This window comes from Methylobacterium sp. 10, assembly GCF_000519085.1.
In the GTDB taxonomy this organism is placed as follows: Bacteria; Pseudomonadota; Alphaproteobacteria; order Rhizobiales; family Beijerinckiaceae; genus Methylobacterium.
Genome location: NZ_KI912577.1, coordinates 312,501 through 333,840, shown reverse-complemented (window position 1 = coordinate 333,840; position 21,340 = coordinate 312,501). Strand labels below are relative to the sequence as shown.

The following is a 21,340-nucleotide window of genomic DNA, read 5'->3' as shown; positions in this document are numbered from 1 at the left end:
CCCTCTGTCTTCATGCGGAGCTTCTCGAACGGCGCCGAGGAGGTGTCGGTGCCGCGATGTCGGGCTTGAGAAGAGCGATCTCCGGATCGAAGGCCAGACCGAACCGCTCGGTCGCCGGGCCACTCGCGTCCTAGAACTCGCTGAGAGCTGTAGGCCCCGAATCCCACTGGGCGCCTGCCTGCCGGATCGCTGCATGGATGCGAGAAAAATCGGGCTCGGCCAAGTTTTCAACCTCCAAGAGAGATTCATTTGATCTCTTCTTAAGATTGTGTTCGAGGATAAGTTGCCCGTCAAGGTTGTCTTTCGGGCGCACGCGCCATTAACGGCGTCGAAGCGAGTGTCGCCCGAGCGCGTCTCCTAATCCCAGGCGCGCGGCCAGGTTTCTTCGAGATGCGGGCCGAGGCGGACCGCCGAAACCATGGTAGCGAGCCCCGTCGCGTTGTCAGTCTCGACGGCGATCCCGCACAGGGTACCTTTCCCCTGCGCCGCTTCCAGGCGTGCGCCGGGAGTCTTCTGCAGGAAGCGGCGCAGGGGCTCGTCCTTCTGCATGCCGAGGATCGAATCGTAATCGCCGCACATGCCGGCATCCGACAGGTAGGCTGTGCCGCCTGGGAGGATACGGTGGTCGGCGGTGGGGGTGTGCGTATGGGTGCCGACGACGAGGCTGGCGCGGCCGTCCAGGAAGTGCCCGAAGGCCTGCTTCTCGCTGGTCGCCTCGGCATGGACGTCGACGATGACGGCGTCCGCCACCTCGCCGAGGGGGCAGGCGGAGAGTTCGCGCTCGACGGATGCGAAGGGATCGTCCAGCGCATCCATGTAGATGCGGCCCATGACGTTGAGGACGAGGACGCGGGCGCCGCCCCGCGTCTCCACCACGGTGGCGCCGCGCCCCGGCGTGCCGGGCGGATAGTTTGCCGGGCGGACGAGGCGGGACTGGCGCTGGATGAAGACGAGGGCTTCGCGCTGGTCGAAGGAATGGTTGCCCAGCGTCACCGCATCGGCGCCCGCCTGGAGGAGTTCGTCGCAGATCGCCTCGGTGATGCCGAAGCCGCCTGCCGCGTTCTCGCCGTTGATGACCACGCAATCGAGGCGCCAGCGCTCGCGCAGCTTCGGCAGCCGGTCCATCACCACGTTGCGGCCGGGGCGGCCCACCACATCGCCGAGGAAGAGAAGTCGCATGTGTCGGTGTCAGTCCCGGACGAGCGGGACCGGCCCCGCTTCGGTGATGAGATGGTCGAGGGGCTGGTCGTGCGGCTCGGAGGGCACGGTCTCCACCTCCTGCACGCAGAAGGCGATGCCGATCGTCAGGGCCGGGCCGTTGCGGGAGAGCCGCTCGATGGCCTGATCGTAATAGCCGCGCCCATAGCCGATGCGGTGCCCGCGCCGGTCGAAGGCGGCGAGCGGCACGATGAGGGCGGTGGGATCGAGGGGCGGCAGGTCGTCCCGCGGTTCGCTGAGGCCGAAGGAGCCCGGCACCAGCGCCTCTCCAGCGCGCCACTCGCGGAAGACGAGGCCGTCCGGCGTCACCTTGGGCAGGGCGACCCGCTGTCCGCGCGCGAACAGCATCTCGATGAGGGGGAGGGGATCGACCTCGCTGCGGATCGCCCAGAATGCGCCGACGATGGCAGCATCAGCCAAGGGTGCGATCCGTATTACGCTCTGCGCAATCCGCAGACCGCCGACCCGGCGGCTCTCGGCGTCGAGGCCGTCGCGCCGGGCGAGGGCTTGCTTACGAAGCTCGGCTTTCAAAGCGGGGAAATCAGAGTGCGGAGCCACGTGAGCCGTTGGAGTTGCGATCCCGGGAAACCTACAGTGTAGGTGGGCGCCGTGTTGGCCAAGTCCAGGGACAGGGCCAGGGACAGCTCCCTGGGGAGTCGATAAGGCCCCGGGGAAAAGTACTCCTGACGAACCCCGCAGCACCGCCCTAGTCATGTAGCGTTGGTCGGCGTTCCGCGCCAGGGGGTGGCGTAGGCAATCGTGTGCGGGATGCTCATCCCGCCGCCAGCGCATGCGCCAGCCGCTCGATCCGGTCCGCCGCCCGGCCGAGCCCCTCGGCGATACGGGTCTCCTCGTCGGCGCGGAGGGAGTCTGCGGTTTCGACGCGCTCCCGGAGCGTGACCGTTTCGGCCTCGAGATCCGCCAGGCGACGCTTGAGTTCCGCGAGCTCGTCCGCCTGGGTGAGGGCGGCCATCACATGCAGGCGCATGTCGCCGATCTCGCCGAAGGATGTCCGCATGTCGGTGACGCGGGTGTCGAGCTCTGCGGCCAGCGCCGAGAGATGCGCCTCTTCGCCTTCGGCGCAGGCCATCCGGTAGCTCTTGCCGTCGATGGTGACGCTGATCTGGGGCATGTCCGATGGGGCTGGTGTGAGAGTTCGCAGACTAGCGTGCGGTGCGGGGGCGGGCCAGCACGCCCTCCACCGCTTCGATCGCCCGCCCCAGGCGGTGGCCGACATCGCTCGTGGTCGCCTCCACCTTGGCGAGGCGCGCGCTGGCGGCGTCGAGTTCCACCGCGAGGCGCGCGCGATCCTCCGCCATGATGGCGAGTTCCGTCTCCAGGTCGCCGGGTTCGCGCTCGGCCTCGAGGCGATGGGCCACCGAGGCTTCAAGGCGGGTCAGCACCGTGTCGAGCCGAGCAAGGGCATGGTCCACGTTCGGCCGGTCTGGCGTCTGGTTCATCGTTCTACGGTCCGCCGGATGATGGAGGGGCTGGCGCATCTGTTTCGGAAAAGCGGATTTGTAGCCAAACCTCTACCGATCCGCGCGCGAAATCGACGCTTTGCCATCATATGCGGGGGAGGAAAACGAATCGATCCGGCAAAACCTTTGCCAGCGGTTTCCCCCATGTTAGAGACCGCGCGCTCCTCGAACCGACCGCCAGATTGGGAATTCGAGCCCGTGACCCGTTCGACCATCGATCCCGCATCGGTCCTTTCGCGGACGCATGAGGGTCGGATGATGGGCCAAGCGGTTCATCTGACGTTCAACGGTGCACATGACACAGCGACGCCGAATGGCGGCTCCGCCCCTTCGGCCCGCTGTCTCGCTCTTGCTGCTTACGGGTTCCGCGAGGTCGGCGCCCGGTACATAGAAGGATTCACGCCGTGTCGGTGAAGGTTGCCATCAACGGGTTCGGACGCATCGGCCGCAACATCCTGCGCGCCATCCACGAATCCGGCCGCAAGGATATCGAAGTCGTCGCGATCAACGATCTCGGCCCCGTCGAGACCAATGCTCACCTATTGCGCTTCGACTCGATCCACGGCCGCTTCAACGCCAAAGTCGAGGTAGACGGCGAGTTCATCGTCGTCGACGGTCAGCGCATCAAGGTCACCGCCGTGCGCAACCCGGCCGAGCTTCCGCACCGCGAGCTCGGCGTCGATATCGCCCTCGAATGCACTGGCATCTTCACCTCGAAGGACAAGGCCAAGGCTCATCTCGACGCCGGCGCCAAGCGTGTCATCGTCTCGGCCCCCGCCGACGGCGCCGACCTCACCGTGGTCTACGGCGTCAACCACGACAAGCTGACTGCCGACCACCTCGTCATCTCGAACGCCTCCTGCACCACCAACTGCCTCGTGCCGGTGGCCAAGGTACTCAACGATCTCGTCGGGATCGAGCGCGGCTTCATGACGACGATCCACTCCTACACCAACGACCAGCCTTCGCTGGACCAGATGCACAAGGACCTCTACCGGTCCCGCGCCGCCGCGCTGTCGATGATCCCGACCTCCACCGGTGCGGCCAAGGCCGTCGGCCTCGTCCTGCCGGAGCTGAAGGGCAAGCTCGACGGAACCTCGATCCGCGTGCCGACCCCCAACGTCTCGGCCGTCGACCTGGTGTTCACGGCCAAGCGCCAGACCTCCGTCGAGGAGATCAACAATGCCATCCGCGCCGCCGCCGATGGTCCGCTGAAGGGCGTGCTGGCCTATACCGACCAGCCCAACGTCTCCATCGACTTCAACCACGATCCTCATTCGTCCACCTTCCACCTCGACCAGACCAAGGTGATGGACGGCACGTTCGTGCGTATCCTGTCCTGGTACGACAACGAGTGGGGCTTCTCGAACCGCATGGCGGACACCGCCGTGGCGATGGGAAAGCTGCTCTGAGAGTAGCGCTTCCGGGCGGCCCGCGTGCCGCCCGGGGTGCTGCGTGAACGACACCCTGTGATCGACCAGCAATGGTGCGTCCGACATGACCGAGCCTTCGCCGACCCCGTCGACCGGAACCAGCTTCATACCGGGCGCCAAGACTTCCGAGAGTATGACTTCTGAGAGTAAAACGCCCGATCTCGCGGGAACGGCGCCGTCGCCGGTGCCCGAGACCCAGGCGATCGCCAACCAGAAGGCAGCACCGCCGCTCGCGGTCGGCAAGGCCGAGCCTCTGTCTCAATCCTCGCCCGCCGCATCTTCGCCCGGCAGCGATCAGCTCGCCCGCATCGAGGACAAGTGCGCGCGGATCGAGGATAAGTACGCCCGCTCCGAGGCCCTGCTCTCCCGCGTCGAGGAGAAGATCGAGGGGGCGACCACCCGCATGAGCGAGGCGGCCCGCCAGTCCGACCTCGCTGCCCTGCGCAGCGAAGTCCGCGCCGTCGCCGACCGCACGCGCCGGCTGCCAGGCTCCGGAGCCCTGGTGCTGACGGCAATCATCACTGCGGTGCTCACCGTAGTCCTGACCATTGCCGCCCAGCGCTTCCATCTCGATGGGCTCATCACCCCGCGCTGATCTTTCTCTCGACGACACTGAAGGCCAGGATGACCGCTTTCCGCACCCTCGACGATGCCGGCTCCCTCCAGGGCAAGCGCGTGCTTCTCCGCGTCGACCTGAACGTGCCGATGGAGGGGGAGCGCGTCACCGACGCCACTCGCATCGAGAGGATCGTCCCGACGATCCGCGAGATCGCGGATGGTGGCGGACGCGTGGTGCTGCTGGCGCATTTCGGCCGCCCCAAGGGCAAGCCGGTGGCGGCTGATTCGCTGAAACAGGTGGTCTCCGCCCTGTCCGACCGTCTCGGCCGCCCGGTCGCCTTCGCCGAGGATTGCATCGGCGAGGCCGCGTCCTCGGCCGTCACGGCCCTGAAGGACGGCGATGTCCTCCTCCTGGAGAACACCCGCTTCCACGCGGGCGAGGAGAAGAACGAGGCCGGTTTCGTGACGGCACTCGCCGCCAACGGCGACCTCTACGTCAACGAGGCCTTCTCGGCCGCCCATCGCGCCCATGCCTCGACGGAGGGCCTCGCCCATGTGCTGCCGGCCTACGCCGGCCGGCTGATGCAGGCCGAGCTCGACGCGCTCACCAAGGGGCTGGAGGCGCCGAGCCGCCCGGTCATCGCCCTCGTCGGCGGCGCCAAGGTCTCCTCGAAGATCGACCTCCTGCAGAATCTCGTCGCCAAGGTGGACATGCTCGTCATCGGCGGCGGCATGGCCAACACCTTCCTGCACGCGCAGGGGAAAGCCGTCGGCAAGTCGTTGTGCGAGAAGGATCTCGCCGAGACGGCACTCCGCATCCTCGACGCCGCCGCTTCCGCCAAGTGCCGCATCATCCTGCCCGTCGACGCGGTGGTCGCCGCCGAGTTCAAGGCCAACGCGGCGCATGAGACGGTGAGTGTCGACGCCGTGTCGGAGACCGGTATGATCCTCGATGCCGGCCCGGCCTCGGTGGCCGAGATCGATGCCGCCATCGACGATGCCGCGACACTGGTCTGGAACGGACCTCTCGGCGCGTTCGAGCTGACCCCGTTCGACGCCGCCACGGTGGCGGCTGCGCGTCACGCGGCCGAGCGCACCAAGGCCGGCAAGCTCGTCTCGGTGGCCGGCGGCGGCGACACGGTGGCCGCCCTCAACCATGCCGGCGTCGCCGACGATTTTTCCTACGTGTCCACCGCCGGCGGCGCGTTCCTCGAATGGCTGGAGGGCAAGGTCCTGCCCGGCGTCGAGGCCCTGCGCGTCAAGGGGTGATCGGTTCCATCACCCATCTCTCCACTTCATCCCAAGGCGCCCGCGGCAGCGGGCCTCGAAGAATGCTCCTTCGAGGCCTTCGCTCCGCTTCGGCACCCTAGGATGAGGAAGCGGATGGGAAATGGTGAGGGACCACTGGCGAGCCCTCCCATTTCGAGTTGCGATGGACCCGGTAAGGTCCGACAAGGCAGACGAATTTCATTGGATGGCGGCCCATCGGGTCGGCCCCATCGTTTTTAGGAGACACCAATGGCACGTATCACCCTGAGGCAGCTCCTGGATCACGCCGCCGAATACGAATACGGCGTGCCGGCCTTTAACCTGAACAACATGGAGCAGGGGCTCGCCATCATGGCGGCGGCCGATGCCACTGATTCGCCGGTGATCCTGCAGGCGAGCAAGGGTGCGCGCGCCTATGCCAACGACGTGGTGCTCGCCAAGCTGATCGACGGCCTCGTGGAGATCTACCCCCACATCCCCGTCTGCATGCATCTCGACCACGGCAACAACGAAGCCACCTGCGCCACGGCGATCCAGTACGGTTTCACCTCGGTGATGATGGACGGCTCGCTGAAGGCCGACGGCAAGACTCCGGCGGACTACGCCTACAACGTCGAGATCACCGGCAACGTCACCCGCATGGCCCATTGGGCCGGCGTCTCGGTGGAGGGCGAGCTCGGCGTGCTCGGTTCACTGGAGAGCGGCCAAGGCGAGGCCGAGGACGGACACGGCGCCGAGGGCGTACTTAGCCACGACCAGCTCCTCACCGACCCGGAGGAGGCCGTAAAGTTCGTCACCGCCACCAAGGTCGATGCGCTCGCCGTCGCCATGGGCACCAGCCACGGCGCCTACAAGTTCACCCGCCAGCCCGACGGCGACGTGCTTGCCATGAACGTGATCGAGGAGATCCACCGCCGCCTGCCGACGACCCACCTCGTCATGCACGGCTCCTCCTCGGTGCCGCAGGACCTGCAGGACATCATCAACTCCTATGGCGGCCAGATGAAGCCCACCTGGGGCGTGCCGGTGGCCGAGATCCAGCGTGGCATCAAGCACGGCGTGCGCAAGATCAACATCGATACCGACAACCGCATGGCCATGACCGGCCAGATCCGGAAGGTCCTCACCGAGAACCCGGCCGAGTTCGATCCGCGCAAGTACCTGAAGCCCGCCATGGACGCGATGACGAAGCTCTGTCGCCAGCGTTTCGAGGAATTCGGCACTGCCGGCCAGGGCTCGAAGATCCGCCCGATCTCGGTCTCCGAGATGGCCAAGCGCTACGCCAATGGCTCCCTCGATCCGAAGATCGGCGCTGCCTGAGCCGCTGCTTCACGGTTTCGGATCGCATCCGGAACCGTGCGTGACGCGGTGATCTCGCATCGTCTGTCCCCGAGAAGCGGTCCCCGCTTTTCGGGATGATGCTGTTAGGACGAGAAGAATGGCCGAACCCCGTACCCGCCTCGCCCTCTTGTCCCCCCACAGGGTAGAGGCCCATCAGGCCGACGCCCTCGCCGAGGCGCTGACCGCGGCCTGCGCGGTGGGGGACGTGGCCGCCGTGGTCCTGCGCCTCGCGGCGGCGGATGAGCGTAGCCTTGTGAACCTCGTCAAGCGTCTGGCCCCAGCGGCACAGGCCACCGGCGCCGCCCTGGTCGTCACGGTGTCCGATTTCACCGGCGACCTCGTCAGCGTCGCCGCGCGGGGCGGGGCGGACGGCGTCCATGTGGACAAGGCGCGCGATGGAGCCCTGAAGGATTTCCGCGATCGCCTCGACGACGGCCGTATCCTCGGGGCCGGTGGCTACGAGCAGAAGCACGCGGCCATGGAGGCGGGCGAGGCCGGCGTCGATTACGTGATGTTCGGCGGCCTCTACGCAGATGGGATCGCCCCCGACGCCGATACCGTGCGCGAGCGCGCCGAATGGTGGGTGGAGATCTTCGAGACACCCTGCATCGCCGTCGCCCATGACCTCGCCCAGGTGGAAGGGCTCCTGGCGACGGGAGCGGAATTCCTCGGACTGGAGAGCGCGCTCTGGATGGGGGAGGGGGCCGATGTCGCCGCCATCCAGGCCTTGGTCTCGGCCTCGGAGGCCGATACGTGAGGCGGGTCCGCCGGGCCGCCCTCGCCCTCGCCGTGGCGGAGGGCCTGGCGTTCTCCGCACGGGCCGAGGCGCCGAAAGTGATGCCGACCGATCCGGCGGCACCCCAAGCGCTGACACCTCGCGCCAGGGAGACGTTGAAGGGGCAGGTCCGGGAACTGCCGACCCCGTACTCCATCGGCGCGGTCGGCGCGGTGCCGCCCCGGTCGGCGACCGAACCGGACATCGCCTTCGGCGCCTACCAGCGCGGCCAGTACACCACCGCCTTCCGCGAGGCGACGAAGCGGATCGCCGCCGACAATAAGGACGCCGCGGCGATGACGCTGCTCGGCGAGCTCTACAACCAGGGCCTCGGGGTGAAGCAGGACCCGGTTAAGGCGGCCGAATGGTATCGTCTGGCTGCCAACCAGGGCGACACCCACGCCATGGCCTCCCTCGGCCTGATGTCGATCGACGGCCGTGGCGGCACAAAGGATCCGAAGGCCGGGCGTCGCTGGCTCGAACAGGCCTCGGCCAAGGGCGATACCACGGCCGCCTACAACCTCGCCCTGATCCTGATCGGCACCGGCGCGGCGGAGGACGAGGTGAAGGCCGCCGCCCTGTTTCGTAAGGCGGCGGAGGGCGAGATCGGCCCGGCGCAGCACGATCTTGGTGTGCTCTATCTCCAGGGGAGAGGGGTGCCGAAGGATCCCAGACAGGCGGCCGAGTGGTTCCGCCGCGCCGCCGATAACGGCGATCTCGCCGGTGAGGTCGAGTTCGCGATCCTGCTGTTCAACGGCATCGGCACCGAGAAGGACGAGGCCCGCGCGGCCCGCTATTTCCTGCACGCCGCATCGCGCGGCAACGCCATCGCGCAGAATCGCGTCGCTATCCTCTACGCTCTCGGACGGGGGATGCAGAAGAACCCCGTGGAGGCGGCAGCCTGGAACCTCGCCGCCGCCGCCCAGGGGCGCTCCGACCCCAAGCTCGACGAGACCCTCGCCGGCCTCACCGCCGAGGAGCGCAGCCGGGCCGAGCGTCTGGCCGAGGCGCGGATGAAGGTGGAGTGATACCAGTCGACGATGAGGCTACCTCATTGTCGTCTCCCCGCGCGACGCGGCGCACCGCAGACGATGCGGCATCCATGGGGGCCTGCGCGCGTTTCTGCTCTGCCCCGCATCGGCGAGGGGTGAGGCGGGCGGCAAACATGCTATGGCCGCGCGAGACCGTTCTTTGAATCGACCCGGACCTTTGCATCGATGATCAGCTCACCTCTCATGACCGTCATGGTCGACGCCGTCCGCAAGGCCGCCCGCGGCCTCAAGCGCGACTATGGCGAGATCGAGAACCTTCAGGTCTCGCGCAAGGGTCCCGGCAACTTCGTCTCCGCCGCCGACCGCAAGGCGGAGGAGGTGCTGCGCGACGCCCTGATGAAGGCGCGCCCAGGCTACGGCCTGATCCTCGAGGAATCCGGGACCATCGAGGGGCAGGACAAGAGCCATACCTGGCATGTCGATCCCCTCGACGGCACCACCAACTTCCTCCACGGCATCCCGCATTTCGCGATCTCGGTGGGTCTCGAGCGCGACGGCCAGATCGTCGCCGGCGTCATCTACGATCCGGCCAAGGACGAGCTGTTCGTGGCCGAGCGCGGCAAGGGCGCCTATCTCAACAACCGCCGCCTGCGCGTCTCCGGCCGGACCGATCTCGCCGACGCCCTCGTCGCCTATGGCTCGCCCTATCTCGGGCGCGGCGACCACCCGAAGCTCCTGCGCGAGGTCGCTGCGGTGATGGCGGTGACCGGCGGTGCCCGCCGCTTCGGCTCGGCCGCCCTCGACCTCGCCTACGTCGCCTGCGGCCGCTCGGACCTCTACTGGGAGCGTGACCTCCAGACCTGGGACATCGCGGCCGGCATCATCCTCGTCCGCGAGGCCGGTGGCTTCGTCACCAGCGCCGATGGCGGCGCGGAGCCCCTGGCCGCCCGCTCGGTGGCCGCCGGCAACGAGAGCCTGCACGGAGATCTCGTGAAGCTCCTGCGCCGCGCCAACGCCTGAAATCCGAGGCCCCGGCTTTCCCGCCAGGGCATGGCATATTCAAACCCACTCCGATCCCGACCCATCCTAGCGAAAGCCGCCCGCATGGAAGCCCGCCGCCACTCCGCGCTGAAGGATTCGATCCGCTCGATTCCGGATTACCCCAAGCCCGGAATCGTCTTTCGCGACATCACTACGCTTCTGAGCGACCCGCGCGCCTTCCGCCGGGCGGTGGATTCCCTGGTCCACCCTTTTGCCGGCGGGCGGATCGACCAGGTGGCGGGGATCGAGGCACGGGGCTTCATCCTCGGGGGAGCGGTGGCGCACCAGCTCTCATCGGGCTTCGTTCCGATTCGCAAGAAGGGCAAGCTGCCCCATAAGACCGTCTCCATCGCCTATGCTCTGGAATACGGCACCGACGAGATGGAAATCCACGTGGACGCCATCAAGCCGGGCGACAAGGTGCTGCTGGTGGACGACCTCATCGCCACCGGCGGCACCGCCTGCGCGGCGGTCAACCTCCTGCGCCAGATCGGCGCCGAGGTGGTGGCGGCCTGCTTCGTCATCGACCTGCCCGAGATCGGCGGGGCACAGAAGCTGCGTGATCTCGACGTGCCGGTGCGGACCTTGATGGAATTCGACGGGCATTGAGAGCGCGACACTTCCTTCTCCCCTCTGCGGAAGAAGGTGGCCCGCGTCAGCGGGGAGAGTGAGAAGAACGCTATCTTGCGGAAGAGGTCTTCCCCCTCTCCCGCCTGCTCCGCATGTACCCTCTCCCGCAAAGGGGAGAAATGTCCCGTGTTCTACGCCGCCAGGCTCTCGAACAGCCCGCGCCCGTCGACCCCACCAATCAGTCCTTCGACGAAGTTTTCCGGGTGGGGCATCATCCCGAGCACGTTGAGGTTTTCGCTGTAGATACCGGCGATGGAGTTCAGCGAGCCGTTTCGGTTGGCGTCCACGGTCAGGTCGCCCGAGGCGTCGGAATAGCGGAAGGCCACGCGACCGTCGCCTTCGAGGCGGGCGACGGTGTCGGCATCGGCGAAGTAATTGCCCTCGCCATGCGCCACGCAGACGTCGATCACCTGTCCCTTGACATAGGACGAAGTGAAACGGGTATCGGCGCGCTCTACCCTGAGCAGTTGCCGGTGGCAGATGAAACGCCGGTCGACGTTGCGCATCAGCACGCCCGGCAGGAGGCCGGATTCACACAAGATCTGGAAACCGTTGCAGATGCCGAGCACCAGGCCGCCGCGGGCGGCGTGGTCGCGGACAGCATCCATGGCGGCGGCGCGGCCGGCGATGGCGCCGCAGCGGAGATAGTCGCCGTAGGAGAAGCCGCCGGGAAGCACCGCGAGGTCGGTGCCGGCCGGAAGCGCCGTCTCGGTGTGCCAGACCTTGACCACCTCCGCGCCGGCGAGGCGCAGGGCGCGGGCGACGTCGCCGTCGCGGTTGGAGCCAGGGAAGACGACGATCGCGGCGCGCATCAGACGATCTCGATCGCGTAGTTCTCGACCACGGTGTTCGCGAGCAGCTTCTCGCAGGCACTCTTCAGCGTCGCTTCGGCGCTGGCCGGGTCCGTGTCGGCGATCTCGACGTCGAACACCTTGCCCTGGCGGACACCCTCGATGTCGGAGATGCCGAAGGAGGAGAGGGCGGCTTCGATCGCCTTGCCCTGAGGGTCGAGCACGCCGGTCTTCAGGGTGACGATGATGCGGGCTTTCATGGGCTCGGACTCGGTGCTGTGGCTCGACCCGTCAGGCGATAGTCGGGAAATGCCGGCCATGCAACGCGGCGACGCCATCGCGGCGGGGATGTCTCCCTGCCCGTTCCGCCTCCGTCAGGCGCAAGAGCAATTCGGGATTAGACCCCGGATCAGCGACGGGCGGCCGGCGCGGCATCGCGAATCGGCTCGATGCTCACCGCCCGGCGCCAGAGCTGGAGCATGATCCAAGCGGCGATCGAACTGAACAAGACCATGAGGACATGGCCCACGGTATCGCCGAGATCGAACAAGCCGGCGAGCGCCCAGCCGGCAGCAATGGCGACGGCGAAGACTTCGGTACCCACCAGCACCATCATGCTGACGATCGTGATCAGGTTACGCGTGTTCACGGGCATGCATCTCCGTCGGGCCCGGTGCAGCGACTGCGGTGGGCGGCCGGAGCTTTACAGCGCCGGTCCGGTTCCGTGCAACATCGCGCGCCGGGGTCGTCGTCAGGGGCGGCTCAGCGCGGCGCACGCTTGGCTAGAATGCGCTGTAGCGTGCGTCGGTGCATGTTGAGACGGCGCGCTGTCTCGGAGACGTTGCGGCTGCACAATTCATAAACCCGCTGGATGTGCTCCCAGCGCACGCGATCGGCCGACATCGGGTTTTCCGGCGGGTCGGCCCGCTCGCCCGGCTGCGCCATCAGGGTCCCGTGGATTTCGTCCGCATCGGCAGGCTTGGCGAGGTAGTCGAACGCACCCAGCTTCACGGCGGTGACGGCGGTCGCGATGTTGCCGTAACCGGTGAGAATGACGCCCCGCGCCTCGGGGCGCTTCTCCTTCAGCCGCGCGATCACGTCGAGGCCGTTGCCGTCGCCGAGGCGCATGTCGATGACCGCGAAGGCCGGCGCACGGGTCTCTACCAGGGAAACGCCTTCAGCCACGCTCTCGGCCACTTGGACCTCGTAGCCCCGCGCCTCCATCGCCCGTGCCAGGCGCGTGGAGAAGGGACGGTCGTCGTCCACGATCAGCAGCGTGCGGTCGGCAAAGGCCGCAAGCGGGTCGGATTCCGACGTCTGCAGCGCATCGGCAGCAAGCCCCGGACTTACACTCTGCGTCAACATCCGACGCTCCTCCATTTTCCAAAACCTAGTTGTTGGCAACTTATATAGGCGCCGGACCGCGTTCGGTCAGGGGCACCTCGGCGTTGAATTCCGTGCCGCGCCGGGGAAGCGTGTCCCGCTCGAAGATGTGGCGCGCCCAGGATACGCGGACCACGGCTCCGGTTGCTTGGTGGCCCGACAGGTTGGAGAGCGTAAGCTGCGCGCCGGAGCGTTCGATCAGGGTCTTTGCGATGAACAGACCGAGGCCGAGACCGGCGCCGACGCTGTTCCCGCCGCGCGTTTTGTCGGGGCTTCGGGTGGTGACGTAGGGCTCGCCCGCCCGCAGCAGGATCTCGCTGGTGAAGCCCGGGCCGTCGTCGCTGATCTCGAGGGAGACCCGCTCGGCGGTCCAGCGCGCTTCGATGACGACGCGGCTGGTGGCGAAGTCCACGGCGTTGTCGACGATGTTGGCGAGCCCGAACAGCACCCCCGGATTGCGCCGGCACGCCGGTTCCATACCGTCGCCGCGGCTGGTGACGTCGAGTTCGATGCCCATGGCGCGCTGGGGCGCCACCAGCTCCTCCACGAGATGGCTCAGGGTCACGGTCTGGAGGATGCCGGCCTCGTCCCCGTCGAGGGACGTGAGCTTCGACAGGATGCCGCGACAGCGGTCGACCTGGTCGCGCAAGAGGTCGAGGTCGTCCTTCACGGCGGGCGAGGCCGTGGGGGCGAGCTGCCGCGTGAGTTCCTTGGTGACCAGCATGATCGTACCGAGAGGCGTGCCGAGTTCGTGTGCCGCCGCCGCCGCCAGCCCGTCGAGCTGCGACAGATGCTGCTCGCGCGCCAGCACGAGTTCCGTGGCCGCGAGGGCTTGGGCGAGCTGTCGGGTCTCGTCGGCGACCTTCCAGGCATAGACGCCGGTGAAGGCGGTCCCGAGGAGGATCGCCGTCCACACCCCCGAGACGTAGAGAAACGGAAGTTCGAGCCGCCCGTCCGCGAACCACGGCAGCGGCCGGTGGATCAGCGCCAGCATGGTCGCGAGCCCCACCGCCAGGAGCCCCAGCGCCAGGGTCCGCTCCGGGGGCAGGGCCGTGGCCGAGATCAGCACCGGGGCGAGGAAGAGCAGCGAGAACGGATTCTGCAGGCCCCCGGTGAGGAAGAGGAGCGCGGCGAGCTGGATGATGTCGAAGGCGAGGAGCAGGGCCGCCGAATCGTCGCTCAGGCGGTAGCTCGCGGGAAACCGGATCCGGAGGGCGAGGTTCAGCCAGGAGGATGCCGCGATGACGAGGAAGCACCAGCCGAAGGGCAGGGGCAGGCCGAGGCCGAACTGCGCGCCGACAACAGCCGCGCTCTGCCCGGTGATCGCGAGCCAGCGCAGGCGCACAAAGGTGTCGAGCCGAAGGTGCCGGGCATCGCGGACGAAGCCATTGGTGCTCATGTCGATCATGTCTGTTCAACGATAGCGCTCGGCCGGGCGGAATCCATGGTTCGCCCGCCGATTGCGCCCATCCTTGCGCACTCCGCATCCTTACGAGTTTCTCGTACCGAACGTTTCACGAGGCGCGGCGTTCTCTACCGCGCCCGAACGCGCGGGAAGTCGGATCGCGCGGGAAGTCGAGTCGGGCGGGAAGTCGAGGCGCGGGACGACGAGGGAGGGGCGGATATGAGCTTGGCCTACACCTGGTACGAGTTCGGTCGCATGATGACGGCGCCGGCGCGCCTCGCGGCCGACATGGTCAAGCACAGCTTGCAGAATCCGGCCAATCCCCTCGCCTATTCGCCCTATGCGAAGTCCATGGCTGCCGCCTGCGAGATGTTCGAGCGCGGAACCCGCCGCTACGCCAAGCCGGCCTTCGGGCTCACCGGAACCTGGATCGACGGGGCGAGCCTGCCGGTCAGCGAACGGGTGGTGTGGGAGAAGCCGTTCTGCCGGGTCGTGACCTTCGACCGCTCCTTCGCGCGCGGTCCCTCCGAGCCGCAGCCCAAGCTCCTGATCGTAGCGCCGATGTCGGGGCACTACGCCACGCTCCTGCGCGGCACCGTGGAGGCGATGCTCCCCAATCATCAGGTCTTCATCACCGACTGGACCGATGCGCGCCTCGTGCCGATCACGGAAGGGCGGTTCGATCTCGACACTTATATCGACTACCTGAAGGAGATCTTCGTCGCCCTCGGTCCGGACCTTCACGTCATGGCCGTGTGCCAGCCGGCCGTGCCGGTGCTGGCCACCGTGGCGTTGATGGAGGCGCAAGGCATGGTGCCGGTGCCGCGCTCGATGACCTTGATGGGCGGTCCCATCGATACCCGCCGCTCGCCCACCGCCGTGAATTGTCTGGCGCAGGAGCGCGGCACCGCATGGTTCGAGCGGAACTGCATCACCATCGTCCCGCTGGCGTATCCCGGTGCCCTGCGCAGCGTCTATCCGGGCTTCTTCCAGCTCGGCGGCTTCATGGCGATGAATCTCGATCGTCACGTCAACGCCCATACCGAAATGTTCGACCATCTCGTCACCGGCGACGGCGATTCCGCCGAGAAGCACCGGGAATTCTACGACGAGTATCTCGCGGTGATGGATCTCACGGCGGAATTCTACTTGCAGACGATCAAGACCGTCTTCGTCGACCACGCCCTGCCCAAGGGCGAGATGCTCCATCGCGGCGAGCGGGTGGACCTCACCGCGATCCGGACCTGCGCGATCCTCGCCATTGAGGGCGAAAACGACGACATATCCGGCGTCGGGCAGACCAAGGCCTCCCTCGACCTGACCCCGAACCTGCCGCCCGATCGCAAGGCCTATCACCTGCAGGAGCGCGTCGGGCATTACGGCGTGTTCAACGGCTCGCGCTATCGCACGGTCATTGCCCCGCGTATCGCGTCCTTCATCCGCGAGGTGCAGGCCTTGCCGGCTCTGGAGCAACGCCCGGCGGCGTAATGCGGAATCGGACCCCGCGAAAGTTCTGGACGTGACCGATGCGCCGATGGCGGCGGCGGGAGGCTGCCGCTAAGCTGACGCCATGAGAGTCGCCCTGCTGCGCGGGTCCGATCCCGACCATATCGACATCCTCCATGAGGGTGTGAAACTCCGCGTCGCCCTGCGCCGCCGCCCGGCGGCCCGCAGACTGACGCTGCGCGTGTCGAGCGCCACCGGCGAGGTGGTGATGACCCTGCCTGCCCGGACGTCTCTGACAGTCGCTCGAACCTTCGCGGTGAGCCATGGCGGCTGGATCGCCATGCGGCTCGCCAAGGTTCCGGATCGCGTGGCGTTCGAGGCGGGGGCGGAACTCCCCCTGCGCGGGGTCGGCCATCGCATCGTCCATCGCAGCGAGCGCGGCGGCGTGACCCTGGTGTCGGAGGAGGAGGGCGGGCCGGTGCTCTCCGTTGCGTGCGAGGCGCCCCACCTGCCGCGCCGTGTCAGGGACTTCCTGGAGCGTGAGGTCCGCAAGGATCTCGCCCAGGCGGTGTCGGTCTATACGGACAAGCTGGGTCAGGGACCGAAACGGATCACCATCCGCGATACCCGCTCGCGCTGGGGCTCCTGCACCGCTCGGGGGGAGCTGAACTTTTCCTGGCGCCTGATCCTGGCGCCGCCCCTGGTGCTCGATTACCTCGTGGCGCACGAGATGGCTCACCTGCGCGAGATGAACCATTCCCAGCGGTTCTGGTCTTTGGTGGAATCCCTGTGCCCGCATGTGGACGAGGCCGAGCGCTGGCTCAAGCGCAACGGCGCGAGCCTCCACCGCTACGGCTGAGGCACGGTTCGGATTTTTCCGCCTTACCCGCGTGCGCGCAGGACGCGGTCCCGAGACACTCTCTCGGCCGGCCAAGTCGGACGGGCATCCACATCGCCCGGCCGCATCGTGCGGGGTGCGACGCTGTCGCAGACTTCGCGCTGGCGCAGGATCGTCGGGTTGCCGAACTCGTCGAGGCGGCGGACATATCCGCCGTCGCGGCAGAAACCGGCGATCTCGGCCGAATTGGAATTGACCCGCCCCCCCGGCATCCGCCGGATCGGCCGGTGTTCGACCACGAGCGGCCCGTCGCGGTTGAGCGACCGCTCCACATAGGTCGTCTCGTCGACGGGCAGGGACTGGGCCGAGGCTGGAGCGATCCCGGCGAGGATAAGGAACGCGGCGGTAGCATGAAATCGCATGGGCTCGGTCCGTTGGCGCGTGGGGCTTTGCCCTGTGAACTAGGGCGTCATCTCGGGTAACGATAGCCCGTGAGGGTAAACTAGTGGTCACGCTTGACACAGAATAGCCGCGCATGGTCGGAACACCGCGGGTTTCATCGGGTGCCCCTGGTCATGAGGGGTGAGGCGAGAGGGATCGGCGCGTGGGTTTTCGAGCAATGCTGAGGCGCGCAAGGCGGGTCGCCGAGGATGGGGCGACCGTCCTCGGGCGTCCAGCGCGGATCGGTCTGGTCTGCCTGTCCGCTCTTGCCGGCGTGGCACTCGCCGGGGGCGGCCGCGCCGAGGCGCAGGGCATGGTGCGCAATACCTTCGGGGACTGGCAGCTCCGCTGCGAGACGCCGGCGGGGGCGAAAGCCGAGCAATGCGCCCTGGTCCAGTACCTCGCCGCCGAGGACCGGCCCAACCTCACCCTCGTCGTCATCGTCCTCAAGACTGCGGACAATCGCGGCTACCTGCTGCGCGTGGTGGCACCCCTCGGCGTGCTGCTACCCTCCGGCCTCGGCCTGAAGATCGACAAGACCGATGTCGGCCGGGCCGGGTTCGTGCGCTGCCTCACCACAGGCTGCGTCGCCGAGGTGGTCATGGACGACAACCTCATCAAGCAGTTCAGCGCCGGGGTGCAGGCCACGTTCATCGTGTTCCAGACCCCGGAGGAGGGGGTGGGCATCCCCCTCTCGATGAAGGGCTTCGGCGACGGGTTCGCCAGCCTGAAATAGGCTTGTTCCGGCGCCCCGTGCCGGAGGTTCAGCGGGATCTGACGATGCGGACACGCGCGATAACGGTCGGAATCGCCCTGGTGGCGGGATTCCTACCCTTGGCGGCCATGATGCCCCGGGCGGCCTTGGCCGAGGACGGAAACTGGTTCACCAACATGCTGAAGTACGGTGGGACCACGGTCCCGCCGTCGCAGCCCCCCGATCTCGGCGAGGTCTACTGCCCCACGGTCGATGTCGCGGAGAACGGCGCCGCTTTGCGCAGCTACGGTGGCCGGGCCGACGACAATGCCAGCTTGCGCAGCCAGATCACCCTCGGACGTCTCGCCCGCGAATGCGTGCGTCTGGCCGATGGATCGGTGAGCGTGAAGGTCGGCGTAGAGGGGCAGGTCTTGCTCGGACCTCAGGGACGGCCCGGACGGTTCGAGGCGCCGGTCCATTTCACGATCAAGGCCGGTGATCAGATCATCGCGACGCGGGCGCGCAAGGTGGCGGTGTCGATCGGACCGGGCGAGGCACAGGGTCTGTTCTCGGTGATCGAGGAGAATCTCGTGGTGCCGCGTCCCTTGAGCGAGAGCTACGAGATCGGCGTCTCACTGCATGGGAAGCCCGGCAAAGCCGCAGTGAAGCGCAAGCGTAAGCCCGCTCCGGCAAGTGCCGCCGTTCCTGCCGAGGCGACTCCCGAGACGTCGCAATAGCGGCCAGCCACGCGCTGCCGTCGACGGCGCATGAAAAAGGGGCCTCCGCTCGTGCGGGGCCCCTTTTTCATGTCGTTTCGGTGACGTCGGCTACTGAACCAGGCGCGGGCCGCCGGACTGGACCTTCTCGTTCTCGGACATGATGCCGAGACGCTTGGCCACTTCCGTATAGGCCTCGATCAGGCCGCCGAGATCCTTGCGGAAGCGGTCCTTGTCGAGCTTGTCCTGGCTCTTGATGTCCCACAGACGGCACGAATCCGGAGAGATCTCGTCGGCGACGACGATCCGCATCAGGTCGCCTTCCCAGAGGCGGCCGGTTTCGATCTTGAAGTCCACGAGACGGATGCCGACACCGAGGAAGAGGCCCGACAGGAAATCGTTGACGCGGATGGCCAGCGCCATGATGTCGTCGATCTCCTGGGGGGTCGCCCAGCCGAAGGCGGTGATGTGCTCTTCCGACACCATCGGGTCGTTGAGCGCGTCGTTCTTGTAATAGAACTCGATGATCGAGCGCGGCAGCTGCGTGCCTTCCTCGAGGCCGAGGCGGGTGGCGAGCGAGCCGGCGGCGACGTTGCGGACCACTACCTCGAGGGGGATGATCTCGACTTCGCGGATCAGCTGCTCGCGCATGTTGAGGCGGCGGATGAAGTGGGTCGGCACGCCGATATCGTTGAGGTGCTGGAATACGAACTCGGAGATCCGGTTGTTCAGCACACCCTTGCCGTCGATGACCTCGTGCTTCTGCGCGTTGAAGGCGGTGGCATCATCCTTGAAATGCTGGATGAGCGTTCCCGGCTCGGGTCCCTCGTACAGGACCTTCGCCTTGCCCTCGTAGATGCGACGGCGGCGGTTCATAGGCGTATACCGTGGTTTGAGGAAGTCCATGGGCCGTGACTCCTTCGGACGATCGATGTGCGGAATCCGCGGCGTGGCGGCCTCGATGAGACCGGGCCGCGAGAACACATCGTTTGTCGAAAGCCTCGACGACCGTGGCGCAAACTACCCGAAGCGGGTTTGCAGTACAACGCACCCGCCCGCAGCCCGGCCGTGCGGCACGAGTCGGATATGCATGGCGGAGTAAGCGCCGTCCCGTCAGGCCGCGACGGTCTTGGCCGGGTAGCGGCACAGATCGGCGATGAGGCAGGTCGGGCATTCGGGCTTGCGCGCCTTGCACACGTAGCGGCCGAACAGGATCAGCCAATGGTGGGCGTTCAGGCGGAACGGCTCCGGAACGATCGCCTCCAGTCCCGCCTGCACCTTATCCGTGGTCGGCGCGACCACGAGGGGGATCCGGTTCGAGACCCGGAAGATGTGGGTGTCGACGGCGATGGTGGGCACGCCGAAGGCGACGTTCATCACCACACTCGCGGTCTTGGTGCCGACGCCCGGCAGGATTTCGAGATGAGGGCGTGAGGCCGGCACCTCGCCGCCATGCTGCTCCACCAGGATGCGCGACAGGGCGATGACGTTCTTCGCCTTGGTGTTGAACAGGCCGATCGTGCGGATGAACCCGCGCACCCGGTCCTCGCCGAGTTCCAGCATCGCGGCCGGCGTGTCGGCAAGGGCGAAGAGGGGGGCGGTGGCGAGGTTCACGCTCCTGTCGGTGGCCTGGGCCGACAGGACCACCGCCACGAGAAGCGTGAAAGGATTGAGATAGTCGAGCTCCGCCCTCGGCTCCGGGTTTGCGGCGCGGAGCCGGGCGAAAACCTCGGTGACCGTGGCGGCATCGACAGGGGAGGGGGTCGTCTCCACGCCAGCAACGAGCGGGTCGGCGAGAGTCGCGCCAATCCTGCTCGCCCGGGGAACCTTCGGCGCCGGCAATGTCGTCGCGGTCGTCGACTTCTTTGGGGGCTTCGACTGTCGGGTCTTCATCGGTGGGTTATATGTGTTCGACGCAGAGCGGCAACACGGTTCGCGACATGATCCCATCCCATCCCGACGGGCTCGACCCGAACAGCATCGATGTCCCGGTTTTTCAGGCGACCATCCGCCCGCATCAATCGCTGACACATAACGGCTTTCGAAACGTCATGATCGGCTGCGGGGCCGTTTCGCTGGTGACCTCGATCGCCTGTGTCCAGGCGGGATTCTGGCCGGTGGCGGGCTTTTTCGGCCTCGATATGATCGCCCTCTACGTGGCGCTGAAGACGAGTTTCAAGCGCGGGCGCTCCTTCGAGGAAGTGATGATTTCGCCGATCGAGGTTTCGCTGGCCCGCGTGACCCATCGCGGCGAGCGACGCGAATGGCGGTTCAATCCTCTGTGGACGAAACTGACCAGGGTCGAGGACGAGGAATACGGGCTCCAGACCCTGACCTTGGTCTCCCGCCGTGAATTCGTGGTGGTAGCCCGCGATGCATCGCCCCCCGTCCGCGAGCGGATCGCCGAGGGACTGACGCGGGCGCTGGCGGACGTGAAGAAGGGATACTGAGCCTTGCGCGCATGGCTCCTGTTCATCACCGTCGTTCTCGTCGGCTTTGCCGGCTCCGCGACCGCAGCACCAGGCGGATCGGTAGAGGTCCGTTTCATCGAGCCCGACCGTTACGTGGACGCCAACACTCAATTCAGTTCCAGCATTGGACCCAAGGCGACGTTGGCCGAGTTGCGCCGGTTGATCGAGCAGGCGGCGTCACCCTTCCTTGCCCCCGGCGAGCGTCTGGTCGTCGATGTCTTGGATGTGGACTTGGCGGGATTCCCCAATCCGGGCGCCAGTGTCCCCTACGGCCTGCGGGTCGTAAGCGATGCGACCCCGCCTTCCTTTCGCCTGCGCTACACGCTGCTGAACCAACGGGGGCAGCGCATTGCCTCGAACGAGGAGCGGGCGAGCGATATCAACTTCCTGCTCGGCGCCCGCGCCGCACAATCGGGC

The 21,340-nt window shown here is 67.1% G+C and carries 26 protein-coding genes and 1 other RNA gene (1 of these 27 running past the window's edge); 14 read left to right on the top strand and 13 right to left on the bottom strand.

Features of this window, described 5'->3' with window-relative positions; all coding sequences use genetic code 11:
- Positions 1 to 357: 357 nt before the first annotated feature.
- The 5 genes from K368_RS0101480 to K368_RS0101465 all read right to left on the bottom strand — a co-directional run bounded on the left by K368_RS0101480 (position 358) and on the right by K368_RS0101465 (position 2,678).
- Positions 358 to 1,179 (bottom strand): TIGR00282 family metallophosphoesterase, encoded by an 822-nt coding sequence (locus tag K368_RS0101480; protein ID WP_027170838.1) that lies wholly within the window; start codon positions 1,177 to 1,179, stop codon positions 358 to 360.
- Positions 1,180 to 1,188: 9 nt separating this feature from the next.
- Positions 1,189 to 1,776 carry a 5-formyltetrahydrofolate cyclo-ligase gene (locus K368_RS0101475; RefSeq protein WP_027170837.1) on the bottom strand — a complete coding sequence of 196 codons (588 nt, stop codon included), beginning with the start codon at positions 1,774 to 1,776 and terminating at the stop codon, positions 1,189 to 1,191.
- A non-coding RNA gene (gene ssrS / locus K368_RS25755) (6S RNA) lies at positions 1,766 to 1,923 on the bottom strand. The genes K368_RS0101475 and ssrS overlap by 11 nt, the downstream gene beginning before the upstream one ends.
- Before the next feature lie 67 nt (positions 1,924 to 1,990).
- Positions 1,991 to 2,350, bottom strand: coding sequence for a cell division protein ZapA (locus K368_RS0101470; RefSeq protein WP_027170836.1), 360 nt, complete (start codon positions 2,348 to 2,350; stop codon positions 1,991 to 1,993).
- Between the two features lie 31 nt (positions 2,351 to 2,381).
- Positions 2,382 to 2,678, bottom strand: a complete 297-nt coding sequence (locus K368_RS0101465; protein WP_027170835.1) for a DUF4164 domain-containing protein — start codon at positions 2,676 to 2,678, stop codon at positions 2,382 to 2,384.
- A 425-nt stretch (positions 2,679 to 3,103) separates the two neighbouring features.
- Between K368_RS0101465 and gap the strand changes: the two genes are divergently transcribed.
- The 8 genes from gap to K368_RS0101425 all read left to right on the top strand — a co-directional run bounded on the left by gap (position 3,104) and on the right by K368_RS0101425 (position 10,717).
- Positions 3,104 to 4,111 (top strand): type I glyceraldehyde-3-phosphate dehydrogenase, encoded by a 1,008-nt coding sequence (gene gap / locus K368_RS0101460; protein ID WP_027170834.1) that lies wholly within the window; start codon positions 3,104 to 3,106, stop codon positions 4,109 to 4,111.
- An 85-nt stretch (positions 4,112 to 4,196) separates the two neighbouring features.
- On the top strand, positions 4,197 to 4,727 hold the full coding sequence (locus K368_RS0101455) for a hypothetical protein (protein WP_027170833.1): 531 nt from the start codon (positions 4,197 to 4,199) through the stop codon (positions 4,725 to 4,727).
- Positions 4,728 to 4,756: 29 nt separating this feature from the next.
- Complete coding sequence (locus tag K368_RS0101450; RefSeq protein WP_027170832.1) at positions 4,757 to 5,959, top strand: phosphoglycerate kinase; 1,203 nt, start codon at positions 4,757 to 4,759, stop codon at positions 5,957 to 5,959.
- Positions 5,960 to 6,208: 249 nt separating this feature from the next.
- Complete coding sequence (gene fba / locus K368_RS0101445; RefSeq protein WP_018042049.1) at positions 6,209 to 7,279, top strand: class II fructose-bisphosphate aldolase; 1,071 nt, start codon at positions 6,209 to 6,211, stop codon at positions 7,277 to 7,279.
- A 118-nt stretch (positions 7,280 to 7,397) separates the two neighbouring features.
- Positions 7,398 to 8,057, top strand: a complete 660-nt coding sequence (locus K368_RS0101440) for a thiamine phosphate synthase (protein ID WP_027170831.1) — start codon at positions 7,398 to 7,400, stop codon at positions 8,055 to 8,057.
- Positions 8,054 to 9,103 (top strand): tetratricopeptide repeat protein, encoded by a 1,050-nt coding sequence (locus K368_RS0101435; RefSeq protein WP_027170830.1) that lies wholly within the window; start codon positions 8,054 to 8,056, stop codon positions 9,101 to 9,103. Before K368_RS0101440 ends, K368_RS0101435 begins: the two co-directional genes overlap by 4 nt.
- Positions 9,104 to 9,292: 189 nt before the next feature.
- Positions 9,293 to 10,087, top strand: a complete 795-nt coding sequence (locus K368_RS0101430; protein WP_027170829.1) for an inositol monophosphatase family protein — start codon at positions 9,293 to 9,295, stop codon at positions 10,085 to 10,087.
- A gap of 84 nt (positions 10,088 to 10,171) precedes the next feature.
- Positions 10,172 to 10,717: an adenine phosphoribosyltransferase gene (locus tag K368_RS0101425; protein ID WP_027170828.1), complete on the top strand. Its 546-nt coding sequence runs from the start codon at positions 10,172 to 10,174 to the stop codon at positions 10,715 to 10,717.
- Positions 10,718 to 10,869: 152 nt separating this feature from the next.
- Here the strand turns inward: K368_RS0101425 and purQ are convergent, their stop codons facing one another.
- The 5 genes from purQ to K368_RS0101400 form a co-directional block, all read right to left on the bottom strand.
- Complete coding sequence (gene purQ / locus K368_RS0101420) at positions 10,870 to 11,550, bottom strand: phosphoribosylformylglycinamidine synthase subunit PurQ (protein WP_027170827.1); 681 nt, start codon at positions 11,548 to 11,550, stop codon at positions 10,870 to 10,872.
- The gene (purS, locus tag K368_RS0101415) at positions 11,550 to 11,789 is read right to left on the bottom strand and encodes a phosphoribosylformylglycinamidine synthase subunit PurS (protein WP_027170826.1); all 240 of its coding nucleotides are present in this window, start codon (positions 11,787 to 11,789) and stop codon (positions 11,550 to 11,552) included. Before purS ends, purQ begins: the two co-directional genes overlap by 1 nt.
- A 149-nt stretch (positions 11,790 to 11,938) precedes the next feature.
- Positions 11,939 to 12,184, bottom strand: a complete 246-nt coding sequence (locus K368_RS0101410) for a hypothetical protein (protein ID WP_197030963.1) — start codon at positions 12,182 to 12,184, stop codon at positions 11,939 to 11,941.
- A gap of 107 nt (positions 12,185 to 12,291) precedes the next feature.
- Positions 12,292 to 12,894 carry an ActR/PrrA/RegA family redox response regulator transcription factor gene (locus K368_RS0101405; RefSeq protein ID WP_027170824.1) on the bottom strand — a complete coding sequence of 201 codons (603 nt, stop codon included), beginning with the start codon at positions 12,892 to 12,894 and terminating at the stop codon, positions 12,292 to 12,294.
- 40 nt (positions 12,895 to 12,934) lie between these two features.
- Positions 12,935 to 14,320: an ActS/PrrB/RegB family redox-sensitive histidine kinase gene (locus K368_RS0101400; protein WP_027170823.1), complete on the bottom strand. Its 1,386-nt coding sequence runs from the start codon at positions 14,318 to 14,320 to the stop codon at positions 12,935 to 12,937.
- 216 nt (positions 14,321 to 14,536) lie between these two features.
- Between K368_RS0101400 and phaZ the strand changes: the two genes are divergently transcribed.
- A complete protein-coding gene (gene phaZ, locus K368_RS0101395) occupies positions 14,537 to 15,805 on the top strand; it encodes a polyhydroxyalkanoate depolymerase (protein ID WP_027170822.1) in 1,269 nt (422 codons plus the stop codon).
- Positions 15,806 to 15,887: 82 nt separating this feature from the next.
- Entirely contained in the window at positions 15,888 to 16,622 is a 735-nt protein-coding gene (locus K368_RS0101390) for a SprT family zinc-dependent metalloprotease (RefSeq protein ID WP_027170821.1), read from the top strand.
- 23 nt (positions 16,623 to 16,645) lie between these two features.
- Here K368_RS0101390 and K368_RS0101385 read toward each other — a convergent pair whose 3' ends face one another.
- Positions 16,646 to 17,023 (bottom strand): hypothetical protein, encoded by a 378-nt coding sequence (locus K368_RS0101385; protein ID WP_027170820.1) that lies wholly within the window; start codon positions 17,021 to 17,023, stop codon positions 16,646 to 16,648.
- Positions 17,024 to 17,220: 197 nt separating this feature from the next.
- On the opposite strand from K368_RS0101385, the gene K368_RS0101380 reads away from it, so the two are divergent.
- A complete protein-coding gene (locus K368_RS0101380; RefSeq protein ID WP_197031055.1) occupies positions 17,221 to 17,778 on the top strand; it encodes an invasion associated locus B family protein in 558 nt (185 codons plus the stop codon).
- A 44-nt stretch (positions 17,779 to 17,822) separates the two neighbouring features.
- Entirely contained in the window at positions 17,823 to 18,473 is a 651-nt protein-coding gene (locus tag K368_RS0101375) for a hypothetical protein (RefSeq protein ID WP_027170818.1), read from the top strand.
- A gap of 90 nt (positions 18,474 to 18,563) precedes the next feature.
- Here the strand turns inward: K368_RS0101375 and purC are convergent, their stop codons facing one another.
- Positions 18,564 to 19,358 (bottom strand): phosphoribosylaminoimidazolesuccinocarboxamide synthase, encoded by a 795-nt coding sequence (gene purC / locus K368_RS0101370; protein ID WP_026175628.1) that lies wholly within the window; start codon positions 19,356 to 19,358, stop codon positions 18,564 to 18,566.
- A 207-nt stretch (positions 19,359 to 19,565) separates the two neighbouring features.
- A complete protein-coding gene (gene nth / locus K368_RS0101365; RefSeq protein ID WP_245259466.1) occupies positions 19,566 to 20,345 on the bottom strand; it encodes an endonuclease III in 780 nt (259 codons plus the stop codon).
- Between the two features lie 47 nt (positions 20,346 to 20,392).
- On the opposite strand from nth, the gene K368_RS0101360 reads away from it, so the two are divergent.
- Positions 20,393 to 20,902, top strand: coding sequence for a DUF2244 domain-containing protein (locus K368_RS0101360; RefSeq protein WP_027170816.1), 510 nt, complete (start codon positions 20,393 to 20,395; stop codon positions 20,900 to 20,902).
- A gap of 3 nt (positions 20,903 to 20,905) precedes the next feature.
- Positions 20,906 to 21,340: the 5' portion of a DUF3016 domain-containing protein gene (locus tag K368_RS0101355; RefSeq protein WP_027170815.1), read on the top strand. 66 nt of this gene lie beyond the right edge of the window; the window shows 435 of its 501 coding nt (coding positions 1-435); its start codon is at positions 20,906 to 20,908; the stop codon falls past the right edge of the window.

Excerpts from the sequence above, each read along its gene's own strand:
- K368_RS0101480 (WP_027170838.1), bottom strand. The coding sequence starts at position 1,179 with ATGCGACTTCTCTTCCTCGGCGATGTGGTGGGCCGCCCCGGCCGCAAC.
- K368_RS0101470 (WP_027170836.1), bottom strand. The coding sequence starts at position 2,350 with ATGCCCCAGATCAGCGTCACCATCGACGGCAAGAGCTACCGGATGGCC.
- K368_RS0101465 (WP_027170835.1), bottom strand. The coding sequence starts at position 2,678 with ATGAACCAGACGCCAGACCGGCCGAACGTGGACCATGCCCTTGCTCGG.
- K368_RS0101455 (WP_027170833.1), top strand. The coding sequence starts at position 4,197 with ATGACCGAGCCTTCGCCGACCCCGTCGACCGGAACCAGCTTCATACCG.
- K368_RS0101450 (WP_027170832.1), top strand. The coding sequence starts at position 4,757 with ATGACCGCTTTCCGCACCCTCGACGATGCCGGCTCCCTCCAGGGCAAG.
- fba (WP_018042049.1), top strand. The coding sequence starts at position 6,209 with ATGGCACGTATCACCCTGAGGCAGCTCCTGGATCACGCCGCCGAATAC.
- K368_RS0101440 (WP_027170831.1), top strand. The coding sequence starts at position 7,398 with ATGGCCGAACCCCGTACCCGCCTCGCCCTCTTGTCCCCCCACAGGGTA.
- K368_RS0101430 (WP_027170829.1), top strand. The coding sequence starts at position 9,293 with ATGATCAGCTCACCTCTCATGACCGTCATGGTCGACGCCGTCCGCAAG.
- K368_RS0101425 (WP_027170828.1), top strand. The coding sequence starts at position 10,172 with ATGGAAGCCCGCCGCCACTCCGCGCTGAAGGATTCGATCCGCTCGATT.
- purQ (WP_027170827.1), bottom strand. The coding sequence starts at position 11,550 with ATGCGCGCCGCGATCGTCGTCTTCCCTGGCTCCAACCGCGACGGCGAC.
- purS (WP_027170826.1), bottom strand. The coding sequence starts at position 11,789 with ATGAAAGCCCGCATCATCGTCACCCTGAAGACCGGCGTGCTCGACCCT.
- K368_RS0101410 (WP_197030963.1), bottom strand. The coding sequence starts at position 12,184 with ATGCCCGTGAACACGCGTAACCTGATCACGATCGTCAGCATGATGGTG.
- K368_RS0101405 (WP_027170824.1), bottom strand. The coding sequence starts at position 12,894 with ATGTTGACGCAGAGTGTAAGTCCGGGGCTTGCTGCCGATGCGCTGCAG.
- K368_RS0101400 (WP_027170823.1), bottom strand. The coding sequence starts at position 14,320 with ATGATCGACATGAGCACCAATGGCTTCGTCCGCGATGCCCGGCACCTT.
- phaZ (WP_027170822.1), top strand. The coding sequence starts at position 14,537 with ATGAGCTTGGCCTACACCTGGTACGAGTTCGGTCGCATGATGACGGCG.
- K368_RS0101390 (WP_027170821.1), top strand. The coding sequence starts at position 15,888 with ATGAGAGTCGCCCTGCTGCGCGGGTCCGATCCCGACCATATCGACATC.
- K368_RS0101385 (WP_027170820.1), bottom strand. The coding sequence starts at position 17,023 with ATGCGATTTCATGCTACCGCCGCGTTCCTTATCCTCGCCGGGATCGCT.
- K368_RS0101380 (WP_197031055.1), top strand. The coding sequence starts at position 17,221 with ATGCTGAGGCGCGCAAGGCGGGTCGCCGAGGATGGGGCGACCGTCCTC.
- K368_RS0101375 (WP_027170818.1), top strand. The coding sequence starts at position 17,823 with ATGCGGACACGCGCGATAACGGTCGGAATCGCCCTGGTGGCGGGATTC.
- purC (WP_026175628.1), bottom strand. The coding sequence starts at position 19,358 with ATGGACTTCCTCAAACCACGGTATACGCCTATGAACCGCCGCCGTCGC.
- nth (WP_245259466.1), bottom strand. The coding sequence starts at position 20,345 with ATGAAGACCCGACAGTCGAAGCCCCCAAAGAAGTCGACGACCGCGACG.
- K368_RS0101360 (WP_027170816.1), top strand. The coding sequence starts at position 20,393 with ATGATCCCATCCCATCCCGACGGGCTCGACCCGAACAGCATCGATGTC.